Here is a 19,461-nt window from a genome sequence, read left to right on the forward strand (position 1 = left end):
GTGGGAATGTTCTGCCGGCGACGGACCCGGACGCGCTGCCCTGGTCAGCCCAGGCGCCTGACCAGCGCCGCCACGTCCGGCCAGGTCACGCGGCGGACCATGACCCGCAGGTCCGGACCGTGGAAGTCATCCTCGAACGCCTCGGATTCCTCGCCGCCCAGCCGCTGGTAGAACTCGCGCGCCTGCGTATTGGCTTCCAGCACATAGAGGAACAGCGGCCGCCCTGGCCAGCGCGCGGCCACGCGCTGCGCGCAGTGGGCCAGCAAGCGCTTGCCCAGGCCCTGACCGTGGAAGGCGGGCAGCACGTGGAGGTTGTCGAGATAGATGCCGAACCGGGGCTCCGCCTCGGGCAGCAGGCAGGCAAAGCCAGCGGCTTCGCCGTCGACCATGGCCAGCGTGACTTCCACGGGGCCGTCGGCGCCGTCGTGCATGCGGGCGCGCCAGGCGGCCAGCCGTTCCGGGTAGGCCTGGTCCCGCAAGTAAGCGGCTGGCAGCATGCCGGGATAGGTGTGCTGCCAGCTGGCGGCGTGCATGGCGGCAAGCCGTTCGGCATCGGCAGCGGTGGCGGGGATCAGCGCAAGATCGGACATGATAGGCGGCACGAATCTGAAGGCCGGGCTCGCCACACACCCGGCGAGGCATCGGGAAGTGCCCATTGTGCCTGCGGCAAGCCCAGGCTTGCAAAATCCGGATGCAGGGATTGCAATTGGCATGCCGGGAACGCAGGATGCAGCACCCGGCACGTGACCCGGCACAATGAAGAGGAAGCCCCCATGTACATGGTCTACTGGTCCGAAGGCGACGGCACCGGACTCAGTCCCCACGCGCAGTCATTCCCCAGCGACGCCATGCGCGAAGCGCTTCGTTTTACCGAAGCGCTGCGCCAGCGCCAGCACGCGGGCGAGCCGGTGAGCTTTGTCACGCTGTGCTTGGAGAATCCCAACTCGGTGGGACGAGCCGGGGCGGCGGATCCGCCGCCCGACTACGAGTGGAAGAAGAGGCGGCCCTGAGGATTCCCAGGCCGCCATGCCCCCTCAGGCCCGCGCGGCCGCAGGCCGCAGCGCGGCGCGCACCACGAAGGCCATCAGCACCGCAAACAGCAGCATCACCGCCAGGAAGTACAGGCCGGCAGCGAGACTGCCGGTGGCGTCCTTGATCACGCCGATGCCATACGGCCCGAAGTAGCCACCGAGATTGGCCAGCGAATTGATCGTAGCGATGCCCACCGCGGCGCTGGCGCCGGTCAGGAACTCGCCCGGCAGCGCCCACACCACCGCCTGGATCGAATAGATCGAGAACGCCGTCAGGCAGATAAACAGGAACTGCAGCACCGGCGACTGCACCCATGCGCTCAGCGCCATGGTTACCGCGGCCATGCCGGACACCACCACAATATGGCCGTAGCGCTCGCGCTTGCGATCCGAATGGCGCGGCACCAGGTAAAGCCCGACCACGGCGAACAGGTAGGGCACGGCCGACAGCATCCCGGTCATCACATCGGTGACGCCGAACTGCTTGATGATGGTCGGCAGCCACAGCGACAGTCCGTAGATGCTCAGCGGGAATGGCAGGAACAGCAGCGACAGCAGCAGCACGCGCTTGTCCTTGAGCGCCTGCAGCGGATTGCCGTGGGATTTCAGCGCATAGGCGGCCTGGTCGGCAGCCAGCTCACGCTCGATCCAGGCGCGGTCGCCCGGCGCCAGCCACGCGGCGCTGGCCGGCGACTCCGGCAGCAGCTTCAGCGTCGGCAGGCACAGCAGTACCGCGGGCAGGCCGCTCAGCACGAACAGCGTCTGCCAGTTGTTCATGCCGAACAGCCCATGCGTGGACAGCACCAGCCCTGCCAGCGGACCCGTGATGATCAGTGCGATCGGCTGCGCCAGCACGAGCAGACCGATGATGCGCGCGCGGTGCCGCATCGGGAACCACTTGGTGAGGAAGTAAAGGATGCCCGGGTAGAGGCCCGCTTCGGCCGCACCCAGCAGGAAGCGCAGCGCATAGAAGCTGTAGGGGCCGCTGGTCAGCGCCATCGCCATGGTAATGACGCCCCACGTGAGCAGGATGCGCGCGAACCAGCGGCGCGCGCCAAAGCGCTCCAGCGCCAGATTGCTCGGCACTTCGCACAGGAAGTAGCCGATGAAGAACAGGCCCGCGCCCAGGCCGTAGGCCGCATCGCTGATGCCGATGGCCGCGTTCATGTGCAGCTTGGCGAAACCCACCACCGAACGGTCGATATACGCGACCACGTAGATCAGCGCAAGGAACGGAATCAGCCGCCGCACCAGCATGCCGATGATGCGGCTTTCCTCTATCGCTTGTGAATCTTCACCCTGTGTCGGGGCGGCGCGCTCCATCGGCGCGGTCTGGGTGCCATGCATGGCAAGTCTCCTCTTATTGTGGCAGGCAGGATCGCGCCGGCTGCGCGGCGGCAGCCGGCGCCGTGGTTCAGTGCGAGTGGCGCGGCACCTCGCGGCCGCGGCAGCCCACCAGGAAGTCGAGGTCGCAGCCCTCGTCCGCCTGCAGTACGTGGTTGACATAGAGCTTGCGATAGCCGCCGTCGGCCGGGGCTTCCAGCGGCTGCACGTCGGCCATGCGGCGCGCGAACTCGGCCTCGTCGATATCCAGGTGCAGGCGCCCGGCCTCGCAGTCGAGTTCGATCCAGTCGCCGTCGCGCACGATGGCCAGCGGGCCGCCGGCGGCGGCCTCGGGCGCCACGTGCAGCACCACGGTGCCGTAGGCGGTGCCGCTCATGCGCGCATCGGAGATGCGCACCATATCCTTGACGCCCTGGCGCAGCAGCTTGGGCGGCAGGCCCATGTTGCCCACCTCGGCCATGCCAGGGTAGCCGCGCGGTCCGCAGCGCTTGAGCACCAGCACCGAATTCTCGTCGACGTCGAGCGCTTCATCGACGATGCGTTCCTTGTAGTGTTCCAGGTTCTCGAACACCACCGCGCGGCCGCGATGGCGCAGCAGCCTCGGCGTTGCCGCCGACGGCTTGAGCACGGCGCCGCGCGGCGACAGGTTGCCGCGCAGGATGCGGATGCTGCCGTCGCGGATCAGCGGCTGGTCGAGCGGGCGGATGACTTCGTCGTTGGTGATGGGCGCGTCCCTGACGTTGTCCCAGATCGCCTTGCCGTTCACGGTCAGCGCCCCGGGGTGCGGCAGCAGGCCGGCCTCGCCCATGCGGCGCAGCACCGCCGGCAGGCCGCCCGCGTAATAGAACTCTTCCATCAGGAAGCGGCCCGACGGCATCAGGTCGACGATGGTCGGCGTGTCGCGCCCCACCTTGCTCCAGTCTTCCAGCTCCAGCGGCACACCGATGCGGCCCGCGATGGCCTTCAGGTGGATCACAGCGTTGGTGGAGCCGCCGATCGCGGCATTGACGCGGATCGCGTTCTCGAAGGCCTGGCGCGTCAGGATCCTGGAGAGCGTCAGGTCCTCGCGCGCCATCTCGACGATGCGGATGCCGGACATGTGGGCCAGCACGTAGCGGCGCGAGTCCACCGCCGGAATCGCGGCATTGTGCGGCAGCGAAGTCCCCAGCGCCTCGGCCATGCAGGCCATGGTCGAAGCCGTGCCCATGGTGTTGCAGGTGCCGGCTGAGCGCGACATGCCGGCCTCTGCCGACAGGAACTGGTGCAGGTTGATCTCGCCCGCCTTGAGCGATTCATGCAGCTGCCACACCGCGGTGCCCGAGCCGATGTCCTTGCCGTCGAGCTTGCCGTTGAGCATCGGCCCGCCGGTGACGACGATGGCCGGCACATCGCAACTGGCCGCGCCCATCAGCAGCGCGGGCGTGGTCTTGTCGCAGCCGGTCAGCAGCACCACCGCATCGATGGGGTTGCCGCGGATGGCTTCCTCGACATCCATCGCGGCCAGGTTGCGCGTCAGCATCGCAGTCGGGCGCAGGTTGGACTCGCCATTGGAGAAAACCGGAAATTCGATCGGAAAGCCGCCGGCTTCATACACGCCGCGCTTGACGTGCTCGGCCAGCTTGCGGAAGTGCGCGTTGCAAGGGGTCAGCTCCGACCACGTATTGCAGATGCCGATCACGGGGCGCCCGTCGAAGGCGTGGTCGGGGATGCCCTGGTTCTTCATCCAGCTGCGGTACATGAATCCGTTCTTGTCCGCGCTGCCGAACCACGCCGTCGAGCGCAGCGGCTTGCGTTGCTTGTCCTTGGAATCCGACATGTTGTTCCTGATGCGATGGCCGCCATGGCTGGCGGCCGGAATGGCAGGGACGACGGATCCAGCGGCGTTGCGTCATGGCGGCGCGGCGCCACGCTGTCTCCGGTCGTTTTTCTTTTGTCGGACGGAGTGTATGCAGCTTGCCGATATGCTACTAATGAAGAGTTCAGCCATTGCCATATCAATTCCGGCATTGGTATTAACCCTAGTCCTTATGCAAGCCCCCGCCAATTCCCCTGCCCCCGACGCCGCGCCGCTCTGGCAAAGCCACACCCGCCTCAAGAGCCGGCAATTGTTGCTGCTGCTGGCGGTCGCCGACGAAGGCAGCATCCATCGTGCCGCCGAGCGGCTGGCAATGACGCAGCCGGCCGCGTCGAAACTACTGCGGGAACTGGAAGAGATGTTGTCGGTGCTACTGTTCGAGCGCCTGCCGCGCGGCATGGCGCCGACCGACTACGGACGGGCGATGATCCGGCATGCGCGCGCGGTGATCGGCAGCCTGAACCAGGCGCGTGAAGAGGTGCTGGCATTGAAGGCGGGGCGGCTCGGCCATGTGGCGATCGGCGCCATCACGTCGCCAGGCGTGCGGCTGCTGCCGCCGGCGATCGCGCAGATCAAGGCGCGCTACCCGGGCCTGCGCGTGTCGGTGGAGATCGACAACAGCAACGTGCTGCTCGACCGCCTGGGGCAGGAAAAGCTGCACATGGTAGTGGCGCGGCTCTTTCCGGAGCACGACAAGGGGCGGCTGCGCTATGAACCGCTGTCGGAAGAGCCGGTGTGCGCGGTGGTCAGACCGGGCCACCCGATGCTGTCGGCGCAGGGCCTGTCGCTGGCCGACACCACCGAGGCCGCGTGGCTGATCCCGCCGGCGGGCACGGTGCTGCGCCACCGCTTCGAGCTGATGTTCCAGCGCGCCAGCCTGGCGCCGCCGGTCAACGTGGTGGAAACCGCCGCGCTGCTGTTCCTGACGCGCATGGTGACGCAATCGGACATGATCGCGGTGCTGACCGCCGATGTGGCGCAGTATTACGCCGCGTTCGGCATGGTGGAGATCCTGCCGATGGAGATGCCCTGCCATATGGACGATTTCGGCCTGATCACGCCGACCGACCGGCTGATGTCGCCGGGCGCGCTGCTGGTGGCCGACGCGCTGCGCGAGAGCGGGCAGCAAATCTACGGCGCTCAGCCCTGAGGCACTGCAGTATCGGCTGCGAGGCTGTAGATTCGGCAGGCGTTGTCGTGGAACATCGCGCGCTGCTCGGCCGGCGTAAAACCGGCGGTGATCACCTTGAAGCCGCTGAAGATCTGGTCGAAGCTGGCGCACAGGCCGTCGACCGGGAAATTGCTGGCGAACATCACGCGCGCGGGTGAGAACAGTCGGATGCAGGCCAGCACGATCCGCGCGTTGGCCGCCGCCGTCCACGGCTGGCCGGCCTGTCCCAGCCCCGAAACCTTGATGACGACGTTCGGGCATTCCGCCAGCATCGCCATCGCGTCTTCCCATGCAGCAAGCGCTGCAGGGCTGCGATCCGCAGGCAGGCCCGCGTGGTTGAGGATGATCGTCGTCGCCGGGAAATCTCGCGCCAGCCGCACCGCTTCCTGCGCATGCCACCACGGCACCTGCAGGTCGAAATGCAGCCCATGGCGCCCGAGTTCGGCAAAGCCGCGGCGCCAGCGCTCGTCTTCCATAAGGCTTGGCATGCGCGCTGCCGACAGCGCATCGGGGGCGCCGCCCGGCTTGTGCCGCACGCTGCGAACCAGCGGAAATTCCGCCTGCCGCGACAGCACGTCGGCCGCGTCATCGTGATGCAACCACGCCTGCGCCACCACCGCATGCGGCGTGCCGTGTTCGGCGGCCACGCGCGAGATGAACGCGGTCTCACCGATCGGATCGCATGGATCCCATTCCGTTTCGACGTAGACGGTCTTGCGCACGTCATGCCCGCCCGCATCGGCAAAGTAGTCCGCCGGGTAGTAGCGGCGCTTCAGCGCGCTGTAATCGCCGTAGCGGAACGGGATCAGGCCGGGGTCGGACAGCCACGGATGATAGTTCGTGACCGGATCCCAGAAATGGTGGTGGGCGTCGACGATGGGGCCGTCGTAGCGCGTGGATGCGTTCACCGCGGCTCCTTGTTTAGTTTGCCGCTGCCAAGATCGATCAGCAGCGTGCAGGCAACGAACACCACCGCGCAGCCCGCAAAGAAGTGCAGCACGGTCTGGTAGCTGCCCAGATGCTGCAGGATCAGCCCGACCAGAATCGGCACCACGATGCCGCCGAGGCTCCCAGCTAAGTTCATGGTGGCACCGACGATGCCGACGCGGTGGGCGGGCGCCAGGATTGCCGGCAGGCTCCAGTACAGGCTGCCCCACATGGTGATGAACGCGGCCAGGCACAGCAGCACCACGGCCTCGACCGGATCGTCGATGCGCGGCAACAGCAGGAACACCGCGCAGATCACCAACCCTGAGACGGTCAGCATGCCCTTGAGCACCAGTGCGCGCGGCAGCCGGCGCATCAGCGCGTCGGCGCCGAAGCCGCTGGCGAGCGACCCCACCGCACCGGACAAGAAGATGAAGAACATGGCCATGCCGATCTGCTTCAGGTCGAAGCCGCGCGCATGCGCCAGGTAGTTAGGGCCCCACGTCAGCAGGCCGAAGAACACCATCGCCCAGCAGGCGCGGCCGATGGTAAGGCCGCACCATGAGCGTGGCGCGATGCGCCTGTCTTGCGCCGCAGCGGCCGCATTGCCCGCGGTGGCGCGGATATGCGCAAGCTCGCCATCATTGACGCCCGGATGCTGTGAAGGTTGGTCACGCAGGTAGCGCCACGACACCCAGCTCATCACCACGGTCACCGCGCCCGCGATAAAGAACGCAGTCCGCCACGAACCGAACGCGACGATCAGGTAGGAAATCACGATGCCGCCGATGGCCGCACCGAGCGGACTTCCCGCGTCGACCAGCACCGCACCACGGCTGCGTTCGCCCGCGGACAGCCACAGCGCATTGAGTTTGGCGCCGGCCGGGAACAGCGGCGCCTCCGCCGCACCCAGTGCCATGCGAGTCGCCATCAGCGAGATGCCGCCGGTGGCAAACGCCGCCAGCGCCTGGAACGCGCCCCACAGCGCGGTGGAACCGGTGATGACCTTGCGCGGCCCGAAGCGGTCGATCAGCCAGCCGCCCGGCACCTGCAGCAGCGCATACGACCAGAAGAAGCTACTCAGCACCAGCCCCTGCATCGTCGGCGACAGGCCGAACTCCTTGCCGATGGTCGGCATGGCGATCGACAGCGAAATGCGATCGAGCAGGTTCATCACCACCAGCACGAACACCACGGCAAAGATGCGCCAGCGCACCCGGCTCGGTGCCTCGGCGCTTGCAATGGCCGCTGGCGGCGAGGCCGCGGCCTCGGGAGTGACGGATGTCGTCATGGTGTCTCCTGTCCTCGGTGTCGGTGGGACAAGCGGCGCGCGGTATCTTCCGCGCTGCCGCGTAGGCTGGTGCGTTTAGCCGATGATGTTGAACTGGCTGAAGTATTCCTCATTCAGCTCCAGGCCCAGCCCCGGCAGGTTGTCGTCGAGCTGCAGGTAGCCGTTGTCCGGCGCCGGATCGCCCTTGAAGATGTAGTAGAACAACTCATTGCCCACCTCCACGTCGTGCACCGGGAAGTACTCCGACATCGGCGAAGCGGTCGAGGCCATGGTCAGGTGGTAGTTATGCATCTGCCCGGCGTGCGGGATCACCGGCACCGACCAGGCCTCGGCCATGGCGTTGATCTTCTGCGCCGCAGTGATGCCGCCGACGCGGTTGGTGTCGTACTGGATCACGTCCACCGCGCGGCGCTCCAGCAGGTCCTTGAAGCCGTAAGAGGTGAATTCATGTTCACCGCCGGAGATCGGGAACGGGCTCACCTTCTTCAGCTCGGCATAGCCTTCGATATCGTCGGCGATCACCGGCTCTTCCAGCCAGCGCGGGTTGAACTCGGCCAGGCGCGGCAGCATGCGGCGCGCGTACTCCAGGGTCCAGCCCATGTAGCACTCCAGCATGATGTCGACGCCGTCGCCGACCAGCTCGCGCAGCAGGCGCACCTGCTCGATGTTCTTCTGCATGCCGGCGGGGCCGTCCTTGGGGCCGTAGCCGAAGCGCATCTTCATCGCGGTGAAGCCCTGGTCGAGGTAGCCCTGCGCTTCGGCCAGAAACGCGTCGCGGTCGTCGTTGTTGTAGAGCTTGGAGGCGTAGCACCAGATCTTCTCCTTGGTGCGCCCGCCCAGCAGCTTGAATACGGGCTTGCCGACCGCCTTGCCCATCAGGTCCCACAGCGCGATATCGACTGCGGAGATTGCCGCCATACCGATGCCCTTGCGGCCCCACGCATGGGTGCGGCGGTACATCTTCTGCCACAGGTATTCGTTGTCGAACGGGTCCTGGCCGATCACCACCGGTGCGAGGTACTGGTCGACGATCTCCTTGGCCACGCGCGGCGCCAGCGCGCAGTTGCCGATGCCGACCAGGCCGGTATCGGTTTCCACTTCCACCACCAGCCAGCCATGGAAGCGGAACGAGCCCATGGCGTCGCCTCGCTCAAAGAGGATGTCGGTGGCGTTGGTGCAGAAATGCGCCTGCGGCGGCACGGTCTTGCCCTTCCATTCAAAGACGCGGGCGCGGACGTTGGTGATCTTCATGTTCAGCTCCTGATGGCGATGTGTTGGCGCGAACGCTCCCCGGCCGCACCGGGGGCGGTCTTGCTGGATTTGGTGTGGTGAAGGTGGTGGCTAGGGCGCGGCGCGCCGCTGCGCACCCATGCGGCAGGCGATCTGGAATGCCTGCAGCGTGGCGCCCGGATCGGCGCGGCCCTGCTGCGTGATGTCGAACGCGGTGCCGTGCGCGGGCGTGGTGATCGGCACCGGCAGCCCGCCCTGCACCGTCACGCCGCGCGAGAAGCCCATCAGCTTGATGCCGATCTGGCCCTGGTCGTGGTACATGGTGACGATGGCATCGAACTGCCGCTGCGACGGCCCGCCCTGCACCTTCAGGAAGATGGTGTCGGCCGGGAACGGACCGTCGGCCGCCACGCCGCGCTCACGCGCCGCGGCCACCGCCGGGGCGATCACGTCGATCTCTTCGCGGCCGAAAGCGCCGTTGTCGCCGTTGTGCGGGTTCAGGCCGCACACCGCGATACGCGGGCGCGCCATGCCGGCGCGGCGCAGGGCGTGGTCGATCAGGTCGATGGCGCCGCCCACGCGTTCCTGCGTGATCATCGCCGGCACGTCCTTGAGCGCCACGTGCGAGGTCACGCGCGAGGTCCACAGCCCGTCCAGAACATTGAACTCGCAGAAGTTGCCGTGGTAGCCAAGCTGCTCGGCAAACCAGTGCAGCTCATCGCTATGCGCCATGCCGGCGGCGTGCAGCGAGCTCTTGTTGAGCGGCCCGAACAGGATCGCGTCGGCCTGGCCCGCTTGCGCCAGCTGCAGTGCCAGCGCCAGCGTGCCCAGGCTGTAGCGCCCGCCCTCGGCACTGGCTTCGCCGCGCGCAAATGCCGGGCGCTCCGGCAGCTGCCAGTGGTACAGGCGCGGCTTGCCATCATCGGCAAAGGCGGGCGCATCGGTCTCGGCCAGCACCAGCTCGACGCCTGCGATCCTCATGCCGTGGCGCCATTCGTCGCGGTCGGCAATCAGCAGGATCTCGGCCTGCGCGGCGGTCGCGGGGTCGGCCAGCAGCCTGGCGATCAATTCGGGGCCGATGCCGGCGGGGTCGCCCAGCACCATGGCGATTCTTGGACGGGAATTCATTGGACTTCCGGGTAGTTATTGGTCGAGCTTGACGCCCAGTTCAGCGATCAGCTTGCCATAGCGCACATACTCGGCACGCGAGAAGGCATCGAACTGCGCCGCGGTCAGCGCGCCGGGCACCGCACCCACATCGGCCAGCCGGCGCACGGTGTCAGGGTCCTTGATCACCGTGGCCAGCGCGCTGCTCAGCTTCTGCAGCGTCGCGGGCGGCGTGCCGGCCGGCGCATAGACACCGTACCACGCACTCATCTGGATGCCGGGCACGCCAGCTTCAGCCAGCGTGGGCACGTTGGGCAGCAGCGCCGAGCGCTGGTCCGCGGTGACCGCCAGCGCGCGCAGCTTGCCGGCCTTGATATGGCTGATGACCGACGGCATGGTCTCGAAGCTCATGTCCACCTGCCCGCCCATCAGGTCCACCAGCGCGCTGCTGCTGCTCTTGTATGGCACGTGCAGCAGCTTGCCCTTGATCTGCCGCGCGAAGGACGCGCCGGCCAGGTGCTGGGTGCTGCCGACCCCGGACGAGCTGTAGCGGAACTTGTCCGGATTGGCCTGGATCTGCGCCACCAGCGCCTTGACGTCGCGCGCCTGCACCTGGTTGTTGACCACCAGCACATTGGGCACCGACGACACCAGCGCCACCGGCGCCAGGTCCTTGAGCGGATCGAACTGCAGCTTGAGCAGGTGCGGGGCAATCGCTTGCGAAGTCACCACGCCCATCAGCAGCGTGTTGCCGTCCGGCGCCGCCTTGGCGGTCAAATCCGCGGCAATGGTGTTGGACGCGCCGGGGCGGTTGTCCACCACGACGGGCTGCTTCAGCTGCGCGGCGAGCTTGTCGGAGACGATGCGCGCCATCACGTCGGTGCCGCCGCCGGGCGCGGCGCCCACCATCAGCCGCACCGGCCGTGTGTCCTGCGCCCAGGCATTGCCCGTTACTGCCGCCACCGTGACCAGGCCGGCGAGTGCGCCGGCGATCCATGTCTTCATTGCTGTCTCCGTCGTTTTGCTGTCCGGCTCTGCGGCACGGATGAGCAGACTATAGGAGCATCAGTGATTCACCACTACTGATGTTTTTTGAACTGGCGATCACCTGGCGTTATACCTCGGCAGCCGCCTGCTGCGCGGTGCGCGGCAATGCCTTCAGGATCGCGACGAGCTGCCGCGCCGACGCGGACAAGGTGCCGCCGCGCCGCGTCACGATGCCAAAAGTCTGCTGCCGCGACTGCAGCCGCACGGGCAGGATGCGCAGCATCTTCTGGCGCTCGAACATCGCAGCCACGCCGGTCGGCAGCAGCGACACCAGCCCGGGGTCGCCCTGCAGCATGGCAACGGTGACCAACGCCGACGAGGTCGAGATCGCATTGGCGGGGAAGCTCATGCCGGCCAGGTCCAGCTCGCGCTGCAGCAGCGCATGCATCGGCATATGGCCGGCATAGGTGATCCAGCGATAACCCGCGAGGTCGGCAAACCCCATCGCCCGCGCGCGCGGCGCCGGATGCGCATGGCCCGCCACGACCGCTACCTGCTCGTCGCCAAGCGGGTGGTAGTGGTAGCGGGCCGGCTCATCACTGACCAGCGAGCGGCCGATCACCAGGTCGAGGTGGCCGTCGTCGAGCAGCCCCAGCAGGCGCAGGCTGGTGTCCTCGATGATCTCCAGCGCCAGCTCCGGCTGCGCCTCGCGCAACTGCGCCAGCGCCGGCACCAGCACCTCCGGCACCGCGCCCATGATCACGCCGATGGCCACGCGCCCGCCGCTGCCCGCGCGGATGCCCGCCACCTCCTCGCACATGGCGCCCAGGTCGGCCACCAGCTGGCGTGCGTGCCGAATCACGCAATGGCCAAAGGCATTGGGACGCATGCCGCGCTTGGAGCGCTCGAACAGCGGCGCTTCCAGCATGCTTTCCAGTTCCTGCAGCGACTTGCTGGCCGCCGACTGGGTCATCGCCATCGCCGCGGCAGCCTGGTGCAGGGAGGAATGCTCGTCCAGCGCGATCAGCAGTTGCAGCTGTTTCATGCGCAACCGGCCGGTCAGGGTGTCGAGGGTGGATTTCATGAAGGGTCTGTGAGTCGCAAAAGCGATCACCAGATGGAAAGGTTTCAATATACAGCCCGCGGGTCGGCTCGTATATTGGCCCGATCCAATTCATAAGCAGCCGGAGGAGACCATGACCCGCACCCCATCCCCCAACGTCTACCGCGGCGTATTCCCGGTAGCGCCCACCATCTTCGACGCCCAAGGCGGCCTCGACCTCGACGGCCAGCGCCGCTGCATCGACTTCATGATCGATGCGGGTTCGCACGGCATCTGCATCCTGGCTAACTTCTCCGAGCAGTTCGTGCTGAGCGACGACGAGCGCAACGTGCTGATGAAGACCGTGCTGGAACACGTGGACGGCCGCGTGCCGGTGATCGTCACCACCACGCATTTCAGCTCGCGCCTGTGCGCCGAGCGCAGCCGCGCGGCGCAGGACGCGGGCGCTGCCATGGTGATGGTGATGCCGCCCTACCACGGCGCCACCATCCGCGTGCCTGAGCGCAGCATTTACGAGTTCTTCGCCACGGTCTCGGATGCCATCGACATTCCCATCATGATCCAGGACGCGCCGGTCAGCGGCACCATCCTGAGCGCGCCGTTCCTGGCGCGCATGGCGCGCGAGATCGGCAATGTGTCGTACTTCAAGATCGAAGTGCCGCAGGCCGCGGCCAAGCTGCGCGAGCTGATCGAACTGGGTGGCGACGCCATCGTCGGCCCCTGGGACGGCGAAGAGGCCATCACGCTGATGGCCGACCTGGAAGCGGGCGCCACCGGCGCCATGACCGGCGCGGGTTTCCCCGACGGCATCCGCCAGATCCTCGATGCCTGGCAGGCCGGCGACGCCGAACTGGCCGCGCAGCGCTACCAGCAGTGGCTGCCGCTGATCAACTACGAGAACCGGCAAGGCTGGCTGGCCACCAGCAAGGTGCTGATGCAGGCAGGCGGCGTGATCGCATCGGACGCGGTGCGCCATCCGCTGCAGCCGATGCACCCGGCCACCCGCGAAGGGCTGCTGAAGATTGCACGCCGGCTCGATCCGCTGGTGCTGCGCTGGGCCCGCTGATCTCATTGAAAGGACAAGGCATGACTCTCTCAGGCGAACTCCTGATCGGCCGCCGCGCGGAACGCGGCGGCAACGGCACCATCCGCGCCATCGACGCGGCCACCGGTGCCACCCTCGAACCGGCATTCGGCGGCGCCACGGCTGCGCAGCTCGACCGGGCCTGCGCACTGGCGTGGCAGGCATTCGACGCCTACCGTGAGACCGCGCCCGAGCGGCGCGCCGATTTCCTCGAGGCCATCGCCGCCAATATCCTGGCGCTGGGCGATGCCCTGATCGAACGCTGCACCAGCGAATCCGGCCTGCCGCGCGCCCGCATCGAAGGCGAGCGCGGCCGCACCGTGGGGCAGTTGCGCATGTTCGCAAGCCTGCTGCGCCAGGGCGACTTCCTTGAACTGCGCGTCGACCCCGCGCAACCTGAACGCAAGCCGCTGCCGCGCGTCGACCTGCGCCTGCGCCATATCCCGCTGGGGCCGGTGGCGGTATTTGGCGCCAGCAACTTCCCGCTGGCGTTCTCGGTGGCCGGCGGCGATACCGCCTCGGCCCTGGCCGCGGGTTGCCCGGTCGTCGTCAAGGCACATCCGGCACACCCCGGCACATCGGAGCTGGTCGGCCGCGCCATCCGCAAGGCCGTTGACGACATGGACCTGCCCGAAGGCACTTTCTCGCTGCTGTTCGATGCCGGGCTGGAGGTCGGGCAAGGGCTAGTGGCCGACCCGCGCATCAAGGCCGTCGGCTTCACCGGCTCACGCGCCGGCGGCATGGCGCTGATGGCGATCGCGGCCGCACGGTCCGAGCCGATCCCCGTGTTTGCCGAGATGAGCAGCATCAACCCGGTGTTGCTGTTCCCGCACGCACTGGCCAATCGCGCCGAAGCCATCGGCACGGCGTTCGCTGATTCCCTGACGCTGGGCGCGGGGCAGTTCTGCACCAACCCTGGCCTGGTGCTGGCGGTTGCGGGGGATGACCTGGATCGCTTCCTGCATGCCGCGGCTGCGCGGCTGGGTGTGCTGCCGGCTGCGACCATGCTGACGCCCGGCATCCATCGAGCCTATTGCGCCGGCGTCGATACGCTCGCCAGCCATGCGCAAGTGCAGACCGTTGCGCGTGGCGCGGCGGGATCGGCTGCGCAGGGACAGGCCGCGCTGTTCGCCACCGACGCCGGTGCCTTCCTGGCCGACGAAGCGCTGCGCCACGAAGTCTTCGGCGCCGCCTCGCTGGTGGTGCGCTGCCGCGACCTCACCGAGATGCGGCGCGTCATCGACGCCCTGGAGGGGCAGCTGACCGCCGCCCTCCATATCGACGATGCCGACCACGACGCCGCCCGCACCTTGCTGCCAGCGCTGGAGCGCCTGGCGGGACGCATCCTGGTCAATGGCTTCGGCACGGGCGTGGAGGTCGGGCATGCGATGGTGCATGGCGGACCCTGGCCGGCTACGTCCGACGGCCGCAGCACCTCGGTCGGCAGCCTGGCCATCGCGCGCTTCCTGCGCCCGGTCAGCTACCAGGACATGCCGCCCGGCCTGCTGCCCGCATCGCTGCGCCCGGACAGCCCGCAACGCCACGCGTGGCGCCTCGACGGCAAGCTGCAAGGCATGCCCGGCTGAGGCTCACCTCGACAACGCCCGCAACGCATCGATCAGCAGGCTCATCGATGCCGTCGGCGGGCGGCCCCGCCGCGTGACGATGCCATAGGGCCCGAGCTTGCGCGGCAGGGGCAGCGGCAGTACCGCCAGCGCGCCAAGCCGGCCGTAGTAGGCGGCGACCGACTCCGGCAGCACCGCAATCAGTTCGCTGTCCGCCAGCAATGACGTGGTCATCAGCACCGCCGCCGTCTCGATGGTCGACGGCGGCGCCGGCACGCCGGCATCCTCGAACGAGCGGTCGATCAGCGCGCGCATCGGGCTGGGGCGCGGCTGCATGATCCACGGGTAGCCCGTCAGTTCCTCGAACGACAGCTTGCGGCGCCGCGCCAGCGGGTGCTGCGGCCCGACCACGATGGCCAGGCCCTCGTCGCCCAGCTGCTCGAATTCCAGCCCGCTGCTGTCCCAGCCATCCGGCACGCGCCCCAGCACGATATCGAGCTGGTCGCGCTCAAGCTGCGGCATCAGCACATCGCTGGTCTCCACGTGCACCGCCACTTCCAGCCGCGGATGATCGCGATTGAGCCGCCGGATCACATCGGCAAGCAGCCCCGGCGTGGGCGCCATCACCGCCCCGACCCGCACGCGCCCGATCTTGCCGGACTCCAGCGCCACCAGTTCATCGCGCAGCCCGCCCATGTCGGCAAACACCAGCCGGGCATAGCGCGTGGCCGCCAGCCCGAAGCGCGTGGCCCGCAGCCCGCGCGCATGGCGCTCGAACAGCGGCACGCCGAGCAGGTCTTCCATGTCCTGCAGCATCTTGCTGACCGCGGGCTGCGTCAGCGTCAGCGCCTCGGCGGCCTGGCGCAGCGAACCGCGCTCCTCCACCGCCAGCAGCAGGCGCAGGTGCTGCATTTTCAGGCGGCCGTGGAGGGTGCTGACGGGTGGGATCATGGGTGGGACGAAGCGTAGAGACGCGTGAGGGCAGGCTTTCGCCTGCGATCACAAATTCTTATCGCTTCGCCTCGTATGGTCAAGCCGGATATATCACTGTCACGCCGACGGCGGCCGGCATCGGATTACTCCTTCGGCGATTCCAGCGTGACTTTCGAGGGGGTGATTTCGCCGACATCCTCCCACGCCTTTGTGTCGAAGCTGAATCTGGCGACGGCGCAGGTCGGCATGTCGGTAATCTCGTCCGACAAGCGATGCGCGAAGTCGGTGAACTCGGGGTTGTGACCGAACAGCATCACGCAATCGAGCTTCTTGTCGAGCGCACGAACGACGGCCAGCAACTCCTCCGCGCTGGTGGCGTACAGCTGGTCATCGAGCGCGATGTCCTTGCGTGCATAGCCGAGCTCGTCGGCGATCAGTTGCGCTGTCGTCAGCGCACGCAGGGCCGGACTCGACAGGAGCAGGTCGGGCTTCAGCTTGCGCTCGGCCAGGCGCTTGCCCATTTCCGGGGCGTCTTGCCGGCCCCGGTCATTCAGGGGGCGCTCACGGTCGGGCAAGGAGGGATCATCTTTACTTGACTTGGCATGCCGGACGAGAAACAGGGTCTTCATGTTTCCTCCTGATCCAAAGGAATGATGTCGATTGCGCGCGTCAGGAGACCTGCACACGGCGACTGGCCTCGCCGCCACGCCCGCCCTATAGTGGACTTGGATGGGCGCGATTGCAACGCGATGCACGTCAACGCACCACCTGTCGGAGGACTGCGCCATGCGGAGCAATTCAGAAGCCATCGAGGTTGTGATCCCCGCCGGCGGCGTGGACCTGCAAGGCATACTCACGTTGCCACCTGGCGCAGTCGCATTGGTATTGTTTGCGCACGGCACGGGCAGTTCCCGGCTTAGCCCGCGCAATCGATATGTGGCCGCGGAGCTCAATCGCTGCGGCATGGCAACGCTGCTGATGGACCTGCTCCTGCCCGAGGAAGACCAGGTGCAGGCCATCCGCTTCGACGTCGAGCTCCTGGCGACACGGCTGGCGCAGGCGACCAGCTGGGTGGCGCGGCAGCAAGCCGTGCCACAGCGGTTCGGCTACTTCGGCGCCAGCGTTGGTGGCGCCGCGTCGATCCGTGCCGCGTGCCAGTCGCCCATCCCAATACACGCCGTCGTTTCGCGCGGGGGCCGGGTCGACCTGGCGGGCCCCGACGCCCTTGCCAAGCTGCTTGCGCCCACCATGCTGATCATCGGCGGGCTGGATCTGAGCGTGCTGGAACGCAATGAGTCGGCCTATGCCCAGCTGACATGCACCAAGAAGCTGGTGATCGTGCCCGGCGCTTCCCATTTGTTCGAGGAGCCCGGCGCACTGGAATCGGTCGCTCGCCTGGCGGCGCAGTGGTTCGAGCGTTATCTCGGCAAAGACTCGCCCTGACCAGGGCCTGCAACCTGCCCCTGGCGCCGAAGGTACAATGCCCGGGCCCGGCCTGACGGCCACCCGGGCAATGTCACTTTCGCAAACCTCTCAGGGAACAGGACACCAGCCATGCGCGACCCCAGCCGGGCGTTCCTCCTCGGTCCGCTGCTCAAAGGCGTCTCGCGTTCGTTCTATCTGACGCTGCGCGTGCTGCCTGTCCATATGCGCGATCCGGTCGGCCTGGCCTATCTGCTGGCGCGCGCCGCCGACACGATTGCCGATACCTCGCTGATCCCGCCACAACGGCGGCTGACGCTGCTGTTGTCGTTGCGCGACCAGGTCAACGGTGCCACAGCAGACTCAGCGCTGGCCGACAGCATCGCAACCGAGGTGGCAGGCCGGCAGGAACAGTCGGATGAGCGCATCCTGCTCCAGTCACTGGGCCCCGCGCTGGCGCTGCTGGCGCAGCTGGAGCCGGACGACCAGCAAGCGGTACGGCAGATCGTGTCGACCCTGACCGAGGGCATGGAATTCGACCTGCGAACGTTCCCCGACGAACACGCCGGCCGCATCGTCGCGCTTGGCGAACCGGAAGCGCTTGACCGTTACACGTACCTGGTCGCCGGATGCGTCGGCGAATTCTGGACCAGCATGACTGCCGCCCATGTGCCCGGCGCAATCCGCGTGCCCGACGCCATGCTGCGCCGCGGGGTCCGCTTCGGGAAGGCCTTGCAGATGACCAATGTCCTGCGGGACTGCGGCAAGGACCTGCGCATCGGGCGCTGCTATCTTCCGGCGACGATGCTGCACCAGCATGGCTTGAGCCCGCAGGATCTCCTGCTCCCGGACGCCTCGCTGCGCGCGCGGGCCTTGATGCTCGAACTCGTGCACGACACGCTGGACCACTTTCACGAGGCGATGGCCTACACGCTTGCCATTCCCCCGCACTTTATCCGGCTGCGGCTGGCTTGCCTGTGGCCCGTCCTTATCGGCATGGAGACCCTGCTGCTCCTGGTGCGCAACGACGACTGGCTGGACCCGGCAAAGACATCCCGGCTGCAGCGCAGCAAGGTATATCGGATCATTGCGTGTTCGCTGCCGATGGTGCCGTCGAACAGCCTGTTGCGCATCTGGTTTGCGCGCCAGATGCGCAACATCGATGCTGTCATTCGCTGATTCAATGGCCGGTGAATACCGTCAGCACCCCCGTATAGCCATAGAGGTGATCCCTTGCGATCTCGCCGCCGGCAAAGAAACCAGCCAGCGGCAGGTCGCCAAGCGCGCGGCGTACGGTTTGCAACTCGGCATGCGGCGCGCCGAAATGCGGCCCGCCCCGGCCTGAGCAACTGATGTAGAGCGCGCCACGTGCGCGGCTGCCGCCGCGTTCGATCTCTGTGCGAATCTCGGTGGCGACGCGCACCAGGTCCGCGCGCGCCGCGTCGGCATTGCGCATGCAGAAAGCCAGCCGCATGCCGGGCTCGACCATGTCGGCCAGCGCCAGCATGCGATGCTGCACGTCCAGGCCGATCAGGTGGCGCACCAGCGTGTCCGAGCCGAACCTGCCGGGCAGCACCGGAGCATCGTCGGCGGCTGAATTCAAGCCGGCCAGCGTTCCGGACAGCGCCTCCGCCATGGTCTCCACCTGGGCGTCGCGCTCGACGCCCAGGTCATGCAGGATGCAATCCAGGGCCGGCTTGCCGTCCAGCTCGAACAGGAGGTTGTGATCGCTGCGCGTCACGGCGCGCACCGGCCCGATCGGCTGGCAGCCCTGCGTGACGCGGGAGACCAGTTCGATTTCGGGGCCGAACAGCACGCCCGACAACCCACCGGAAAACACGCCATCGGCAATATGCAAGGTACGGTTGCGGGCCGACGACAAGCCGCCGAACAGGTAACCGGTGGCCGTGCGTGCGCTCAGCTCATGCAACAGGTCCTGCACATCCGGCGTACTGCCCTCGGCATGCACCAGCGCGGTATGGGGAACGAAGCCGGAAGACGCCGACGGCAAGGGCTGGCGCCCCGAAAACAACTGGAAGGCATCGCGCGGAAAAGGCGCCGCCATCAGCACCATGGCCGGCTCGTCGAAATACTCCTTGCCGCTGGCGGATACGCCCAGGCCGACCGTGCCGACCCAGGACACGCCGGGCCAGTTCTGCTGCAGCGCGGCAAGGATGGCCTCGGCGGCCAGCGCGTAGTAGTCGCTCAGGTAGCACCAGCCGAGCGTGAGCGGCGGCGCGTTGTCTGCCTTCGCCTGGCGCAGGAAATCCTGCGTGTCCAGCTGGCGCTGGCAGTCTGCCAGCGCGACCTGCCACTCGACGTGGGCCGCGTCAGCGTGAACGAAGGAAAGGTCATGCATGGTGGGTTCCTCCGTATTCAGGCTGGCGACATCCATTGGACCCTGGCCGGCAAGGGGTGTTCAGCCCCTGTTCTGGCGGCCGGTCGGCTGCC

18 protein-coding genes are annotated in these 19,461 nt (G+C 67.5%); 6 read left to right on the forward strand and 12 right to left on the reverse strand.

Annotated elements, in window-relative coordinates; all coding sequences use genetic code 11:
- Nucleotides 1-44: 44 nt before the first annotated feature.
- Nucleotides 45-590: a GNAT family N-acetyltransferase gene (locus tag AC3WL8_RS01420; protein WP_013951922.1), complete on the reverse strand. Its 546-nt coding sequence runs from the start codon at nucleotides 588-590 to the stop codon at nucleotides 45-47.
- Between the two features lie 183 nt (nucleotides 591-773).
- Between AC3WL8_RS01420 and AC3WL8_RS01425 the strand changes: the two genes are divergently transcribed.
- Nucleotides 774-1,010: a hypothetical protein gene (locus tag AC3WL8_RS01425; RefSeq protein WP_492377779.1), complete on the forward strand. Its 237-nt coding sequence runs from the start codon at nucleotides 774-776 to the stop codon at nucleotides 1,008-1,010.
- Nucleotides 1,011-1,034: 24 nt separating this feature from the next.
- Here AC3WL8_RS01425 and AC3WL8_RS01430 read toward each other — a convergent pair whose 3' ends face one another.
- A complete protein-coding gene (locus AC3WL8_RS01430; protein ID WP_492377780.1) occupies nucleotides 1,035-2,378 on the reverse strand; it encodes an MFS transporter in 1,344 nt (447 codons plus the stop codon).
- A gap of 67 nt (nucleotides 2,379-2,445) precedes the next feature.
- Complete coding sequence (locus tag AC3WL8_RS01435; RefSeq protein WP_013951919.1) at nucleotides 2,446-4,191, reverse strand: IlvD/Edd family dehydratase; 1,746 nt, start codon at nucleotides 4,189-4,191, stop codon at nucleotides 2,446-2,448.
- A gap of 211 nt (nucleotides 4,192-4,402) precedes the next feature.
- On the opposite strand from AC3WL8_RS01435, the gene AC3WL8_RS01440 reads away from it, so the two are divergent.
- Nucleotides 4,403-5,380, forward strand: coding sequence for a LysR substrate-binding domain-containing protein (locus AC3WL8_RS01440; RefSeq protein ID WP_041228517.1), 978 nt, complete (start codon nucleotides 4,403-4,405; stop codon nucleotides 5,378-5,380).
- Here AC3WL8_RS01440 and AC3WL8_RS01445 read toward each other — a convergent pair.
- The 6 genes from AC3WL8_RS01445 to AC3WL8_RS01470 all read right to left on the reverse strand — a co-directional run bounded on the left by AC3WL8_RS01445 (nucleotide 5,371) and on the right by AC3WL8_RS01470 (nucleotide 12,027).
- Nucleotides 5,371-6,309, reverse strand: a complete 939-nt coding sequence (locus AC3WL8_RS01445; protein WP_492377781.1) for an amidohydrolase family protein — start codon at nucleotides 6,307-6,309, stop codon at nucleotides 5,371-5,373. The genes AC3WL8_RS01440 and AC3WL8_RS01445 overlap by 10 nt on opposite strands.
- Nucleotides 6,306-7,619, reverse strand: a complete 1,314-nt coding sequence (locus AC3WL8_RS01450) for an MFS transporter (RefSeq protein WP_492377782.1) — start codon at nucleotides 7,617-7,619, stop codon at nucleotides 6,306-6,308. Before AC3WL8_RS01450 ends, AC3WL8_RS01445 begins: the two co-directional genes overlap by 4 nt.
- 75 nt (nucleotides 7,620-7,694) lie before the next feature.
- Nucleotides 7,695-8,870, reverse strand: coding sequence for an L-rhamnonate dehydratase (locus AC3WL8_RS01455; protein WP_492377783.1), 1,176 nt, complete (start codon nucleotides 8,868-8,870; stop codon nucleotides 7,695-7,697).
- Nucleotides 8,871-8,960: 90 nt separating this feature from the next.
- Nucleotides 8,961-9,977, reverse strand: coding sequence for a 4-hydroxythreonine-4-phosphate dehydrogenase PdxA (locus tag AC3WL8_RS01460; RefSeq protein ID WP_492377784.1), 1,017 nt, complete (start codon nucleotides 9,975-9,977; stop codon nucleotides 8,961-8,963).
- 15 nt (nucleotides 9,978-9,992) lie between these two features.
- Nucleotides 9,993-10,961 (reverse strand): Bug family tripartite tricarboxylate transporter substrate binding protein, encoded by a 969-nt coding sequence (locus AC3WL8_RS01465; RefSeq protein ID WP_153954566.1) that lies wholly within the window; start codon nucleotides 10,959-10,961, stop codon nucleotides 9,993-9,995.
- Nucleotides 10,962-11,070: 109 nt separating this feature from the next.
- Nucleotides 11,071-12,027 (reverse strand): LysR substrate-binding domain-containing protein, encoded by a 957-nt coding sequence (locus AC3WL8_RS01470; RefSeq protein ID WP_013951912.1) that lies wholly within the window; start codon nucleotides 12,025-12,027, stop codon nucleotides 11,071-11,073.
- Between the two features lie 112 nt (nucleotides 12,028-12,139).
- On the opposite strand from AC3WL8_RS01470, the gene AC3WL8_RS01475 reads away from it, so the two are divergent.
- Nucleotides 12,140-13,072, forward strand: a complete 933-nt coding sequence (locus AC3WL8_RS01475) for a dihydrodipicolinate synthase family protein (RefSeq protein ID WP_013951911.1) — start codon at nucleotides 12,140-12,142, stop codon at nucleotides 13,070-13,072.
- A gap of 20 nt (nucleotides 13,073-13,092) precedes the next feature.
- On the forward strand, nucleotides 13,093-14,676 hold the full coding sequence (locus AC3WL8_RS01480; RefSeq protein WP_492377785.1) for an aldehyde dehydrogenase (NADP(+)): 1,584 nt from the start codon (nucleotides 13,093-13,095) through the stop codon (nucleotides 14,674-14,676).
- A 3-nt stretch (nucleotides 14,677-14,679) separates the two neighbouring features.
- Here the strand turns inward: AC3WL8_RS01480 and AC3WL8_RS01485 are convergent, their stop codons facing one another.
- Both AC3WL8_RS01485 and AC3WL8_RS01490 read right to left on the reverse strand, forming a co-directional pair.
- A complete protein-coding gene (locus AC3WL8_RS01485) occupies nucleotides 14,680-15,606 on the reverse strand; it encodes a LysR family transcriptional regulator (protein ID WP_013951909.1) in 927 nt (308 codons plus the stop codon).
- Nucleotides 15,607-15,731: 125 nt separating this feature from the next.
- On the reverse strand, nucleotides 15,732-16,217 hold the full coding sequence (locus AC3WL8_RS01490) for a SixA phosphatase family protein (protein ID WP_013951908.1): 486 nt from the start codon (nucleotides 16,215-16,217) through the stop codon (nucleotides 15,732-15,734).
- A gap of 157 nt (nucleotides 16,218-16,374) precedes the next feature.
- On the opposite strand from AC3WL8_RS01490, the gene AC3WL8_RS01495 reads away from it, so the two are divergent.
- Both AC3WL8_RS01495 and AC3WL8_RS01500 read left to right on the forward strand, forming a co-directional pair.
- Nucleotides 16,375-17,031 (forward strand): dienelactone hydrolase family protein, encoded by a 657-nt coding sequence (locus AC3WL8_RS01495; protein ID WP_013951907.1) that lies wholly within the window; start codon nucleotides 16,375-16,377, stop codon nucleotides 17,029-17,031.
- Between the two features lie 111 nt (nucleotides 17,032-17,142).
- Nucleotides 17,143-18,189 (forward strand): phytoene/squalene synthase family protein, encoded by a 1,047-nt coding sequence (locus AC3WL8_RS01500; RefSeq protein WP_013951906.1) that lies wholly within the window; start codon nucleotides 17,143-17,145, stop codon nucleotides 18,187-18,189.
- Between the two features lies 1 nt (nucleotide 18,190).
- Here AC3WL8_RS01500 and AC3WL8_RS01505 read toward each other — a convergent pair whose 3' ends face one another.
- The gene (locus AC3WL8_RS01505) at nucleotides 18,191-19,369 is read right to left on the reverse strand and encodes an FIST signal transduction protein (RefSeq protein WP_041228516.1); all 1,179 of its coding nucleotides are present in this window, start codon (nucleotides 19,367-19,369) and stop codon (nucleotides 18,191-18,193) included.
- Nucleotides 19,370-19,461: the final 92 nt, after the last annotated feature.

Source organism: Cupriavidus sp. FW305-F7, from assembly GCF_058782875.1.

Coding starts and splice junctions, on each gene's coding strand:
- AC3WL8_RS01450 (WP_492377782.1), bottom strand. CDS start 7,619: ATGACGACATCCGTCACTCCCGAGGCCGCGGCCTCGCCGCCAGCGGCC.
- AC3WL8_RS01440 (WP_041228517.1), top strand. CDS start 4,403: ATGCAAGCCCCCGCCAATTCCCCTGCCCCCGACGCCGCGCCGCTCTGG.
- AC3WL8_RS01505 (WP_041228516.1), bottom strand. CDS start 19,369: ATGCATGACCTTTCCTTCGTTCACGCTGACGCGGCCCACGTCGAGTGG.
- AC3WL8_RS01420 (WP_013951922.1), bottom strand. CDS start 590: ATGTCCGATCTTGCGCTGATCCCCGCCACCGCTGCCGATGCCGAACGG.
- AC3WL8_RS01470 (WP_013951912.1), bottom strand. CDS start 12,027: ATGAAATCCACCCTCGACACCCTGACCGGCCGGTTGCGCATGAAACAG.
- AC3WL8_RS01430 (WP_492377780.1), bottom strand. CDS start 2,378: ATGCATGGCACCCAGACCGCGCCGATGGAGCGCGCCGCCCCGACACAG.
- AC3WL8_RS01480 (WP_492377785.1), top strand. CDS start 13,093: ATGACTCTCTCAGGCGAACTCCTGATCGGCCGCCGCGCGGAACGCGGC.
- AC3WL8_RS01455 (WP_492377783.1), bottom strand. CDS start 8,870: ATGAAGATCACCAACGTCCGCGCCCGCGTCTTTGAATGGAAGGGCAAG.
- AC3WL8_RS01490 (WP_013951908.1), bottom strand. CDS start 16,217: ATGAAGACCCTGTTTCTCGTCCGGCATGCCAAGTCAAGTAAAGATGAT.
- AC3WL8_RS01460 (WP_492377784.1), bottom strand. CDS start 9,977: ATGAATTCCCGTCCAAGAATCGCCATGGTGCTGGGCGACCCCGCCGGC.
- AC3WL8_RS01485 (WP_013951909.1), bottom strand. CDS start 15,606: ATGATCCCACCCGTCAGCACCCTCCACGGCCGCCTGAAAATGCAGCAC.
- AC3WL8_RS01435 (WP_013951919.1), bottom strand. CDS start 4,191: ATGTCGGATTCCAAGGACAAGCAACGCAAGCCGCTGCGCTCGACGGCG.
- AC3WL8_RS01500 (WP_013951906.1), top strand. CDS start 17,143: ATGCGCGACCCCAGCCGGGCGTTCCTCCTCGGTCCGCTGCTCAAAGGC.
- AC3WL8_RS01495 (WP_013951907.1), top strand. CDS start 16,375: ATGCGGAGCAATTCAGAAGCCATCGAGGTTGTGATCCCCGCCGGCGGC.
- AC3WL8_RS01465 (WP_153954566.1), bottom strand. CDS start 10,961: ATGAAGACATGGATCGCCGGCGCACTCGCCGGCCTGGTCACGGTGGCG.
- AC3WL8_RS01475 (WP_013951911.1), top strand. CDS start 12,140: ATGACCCGCACCCCATCCCCCAACGTCTACCGCGGCGTATTCCCGGTA.
- AC3WL8_RS01425 (WP_492377779.1), top strand. CDS start 774: ATGTACATGGTCTACTGGTCCGAAGGCGACGGCACCGGACTCAGTCCC.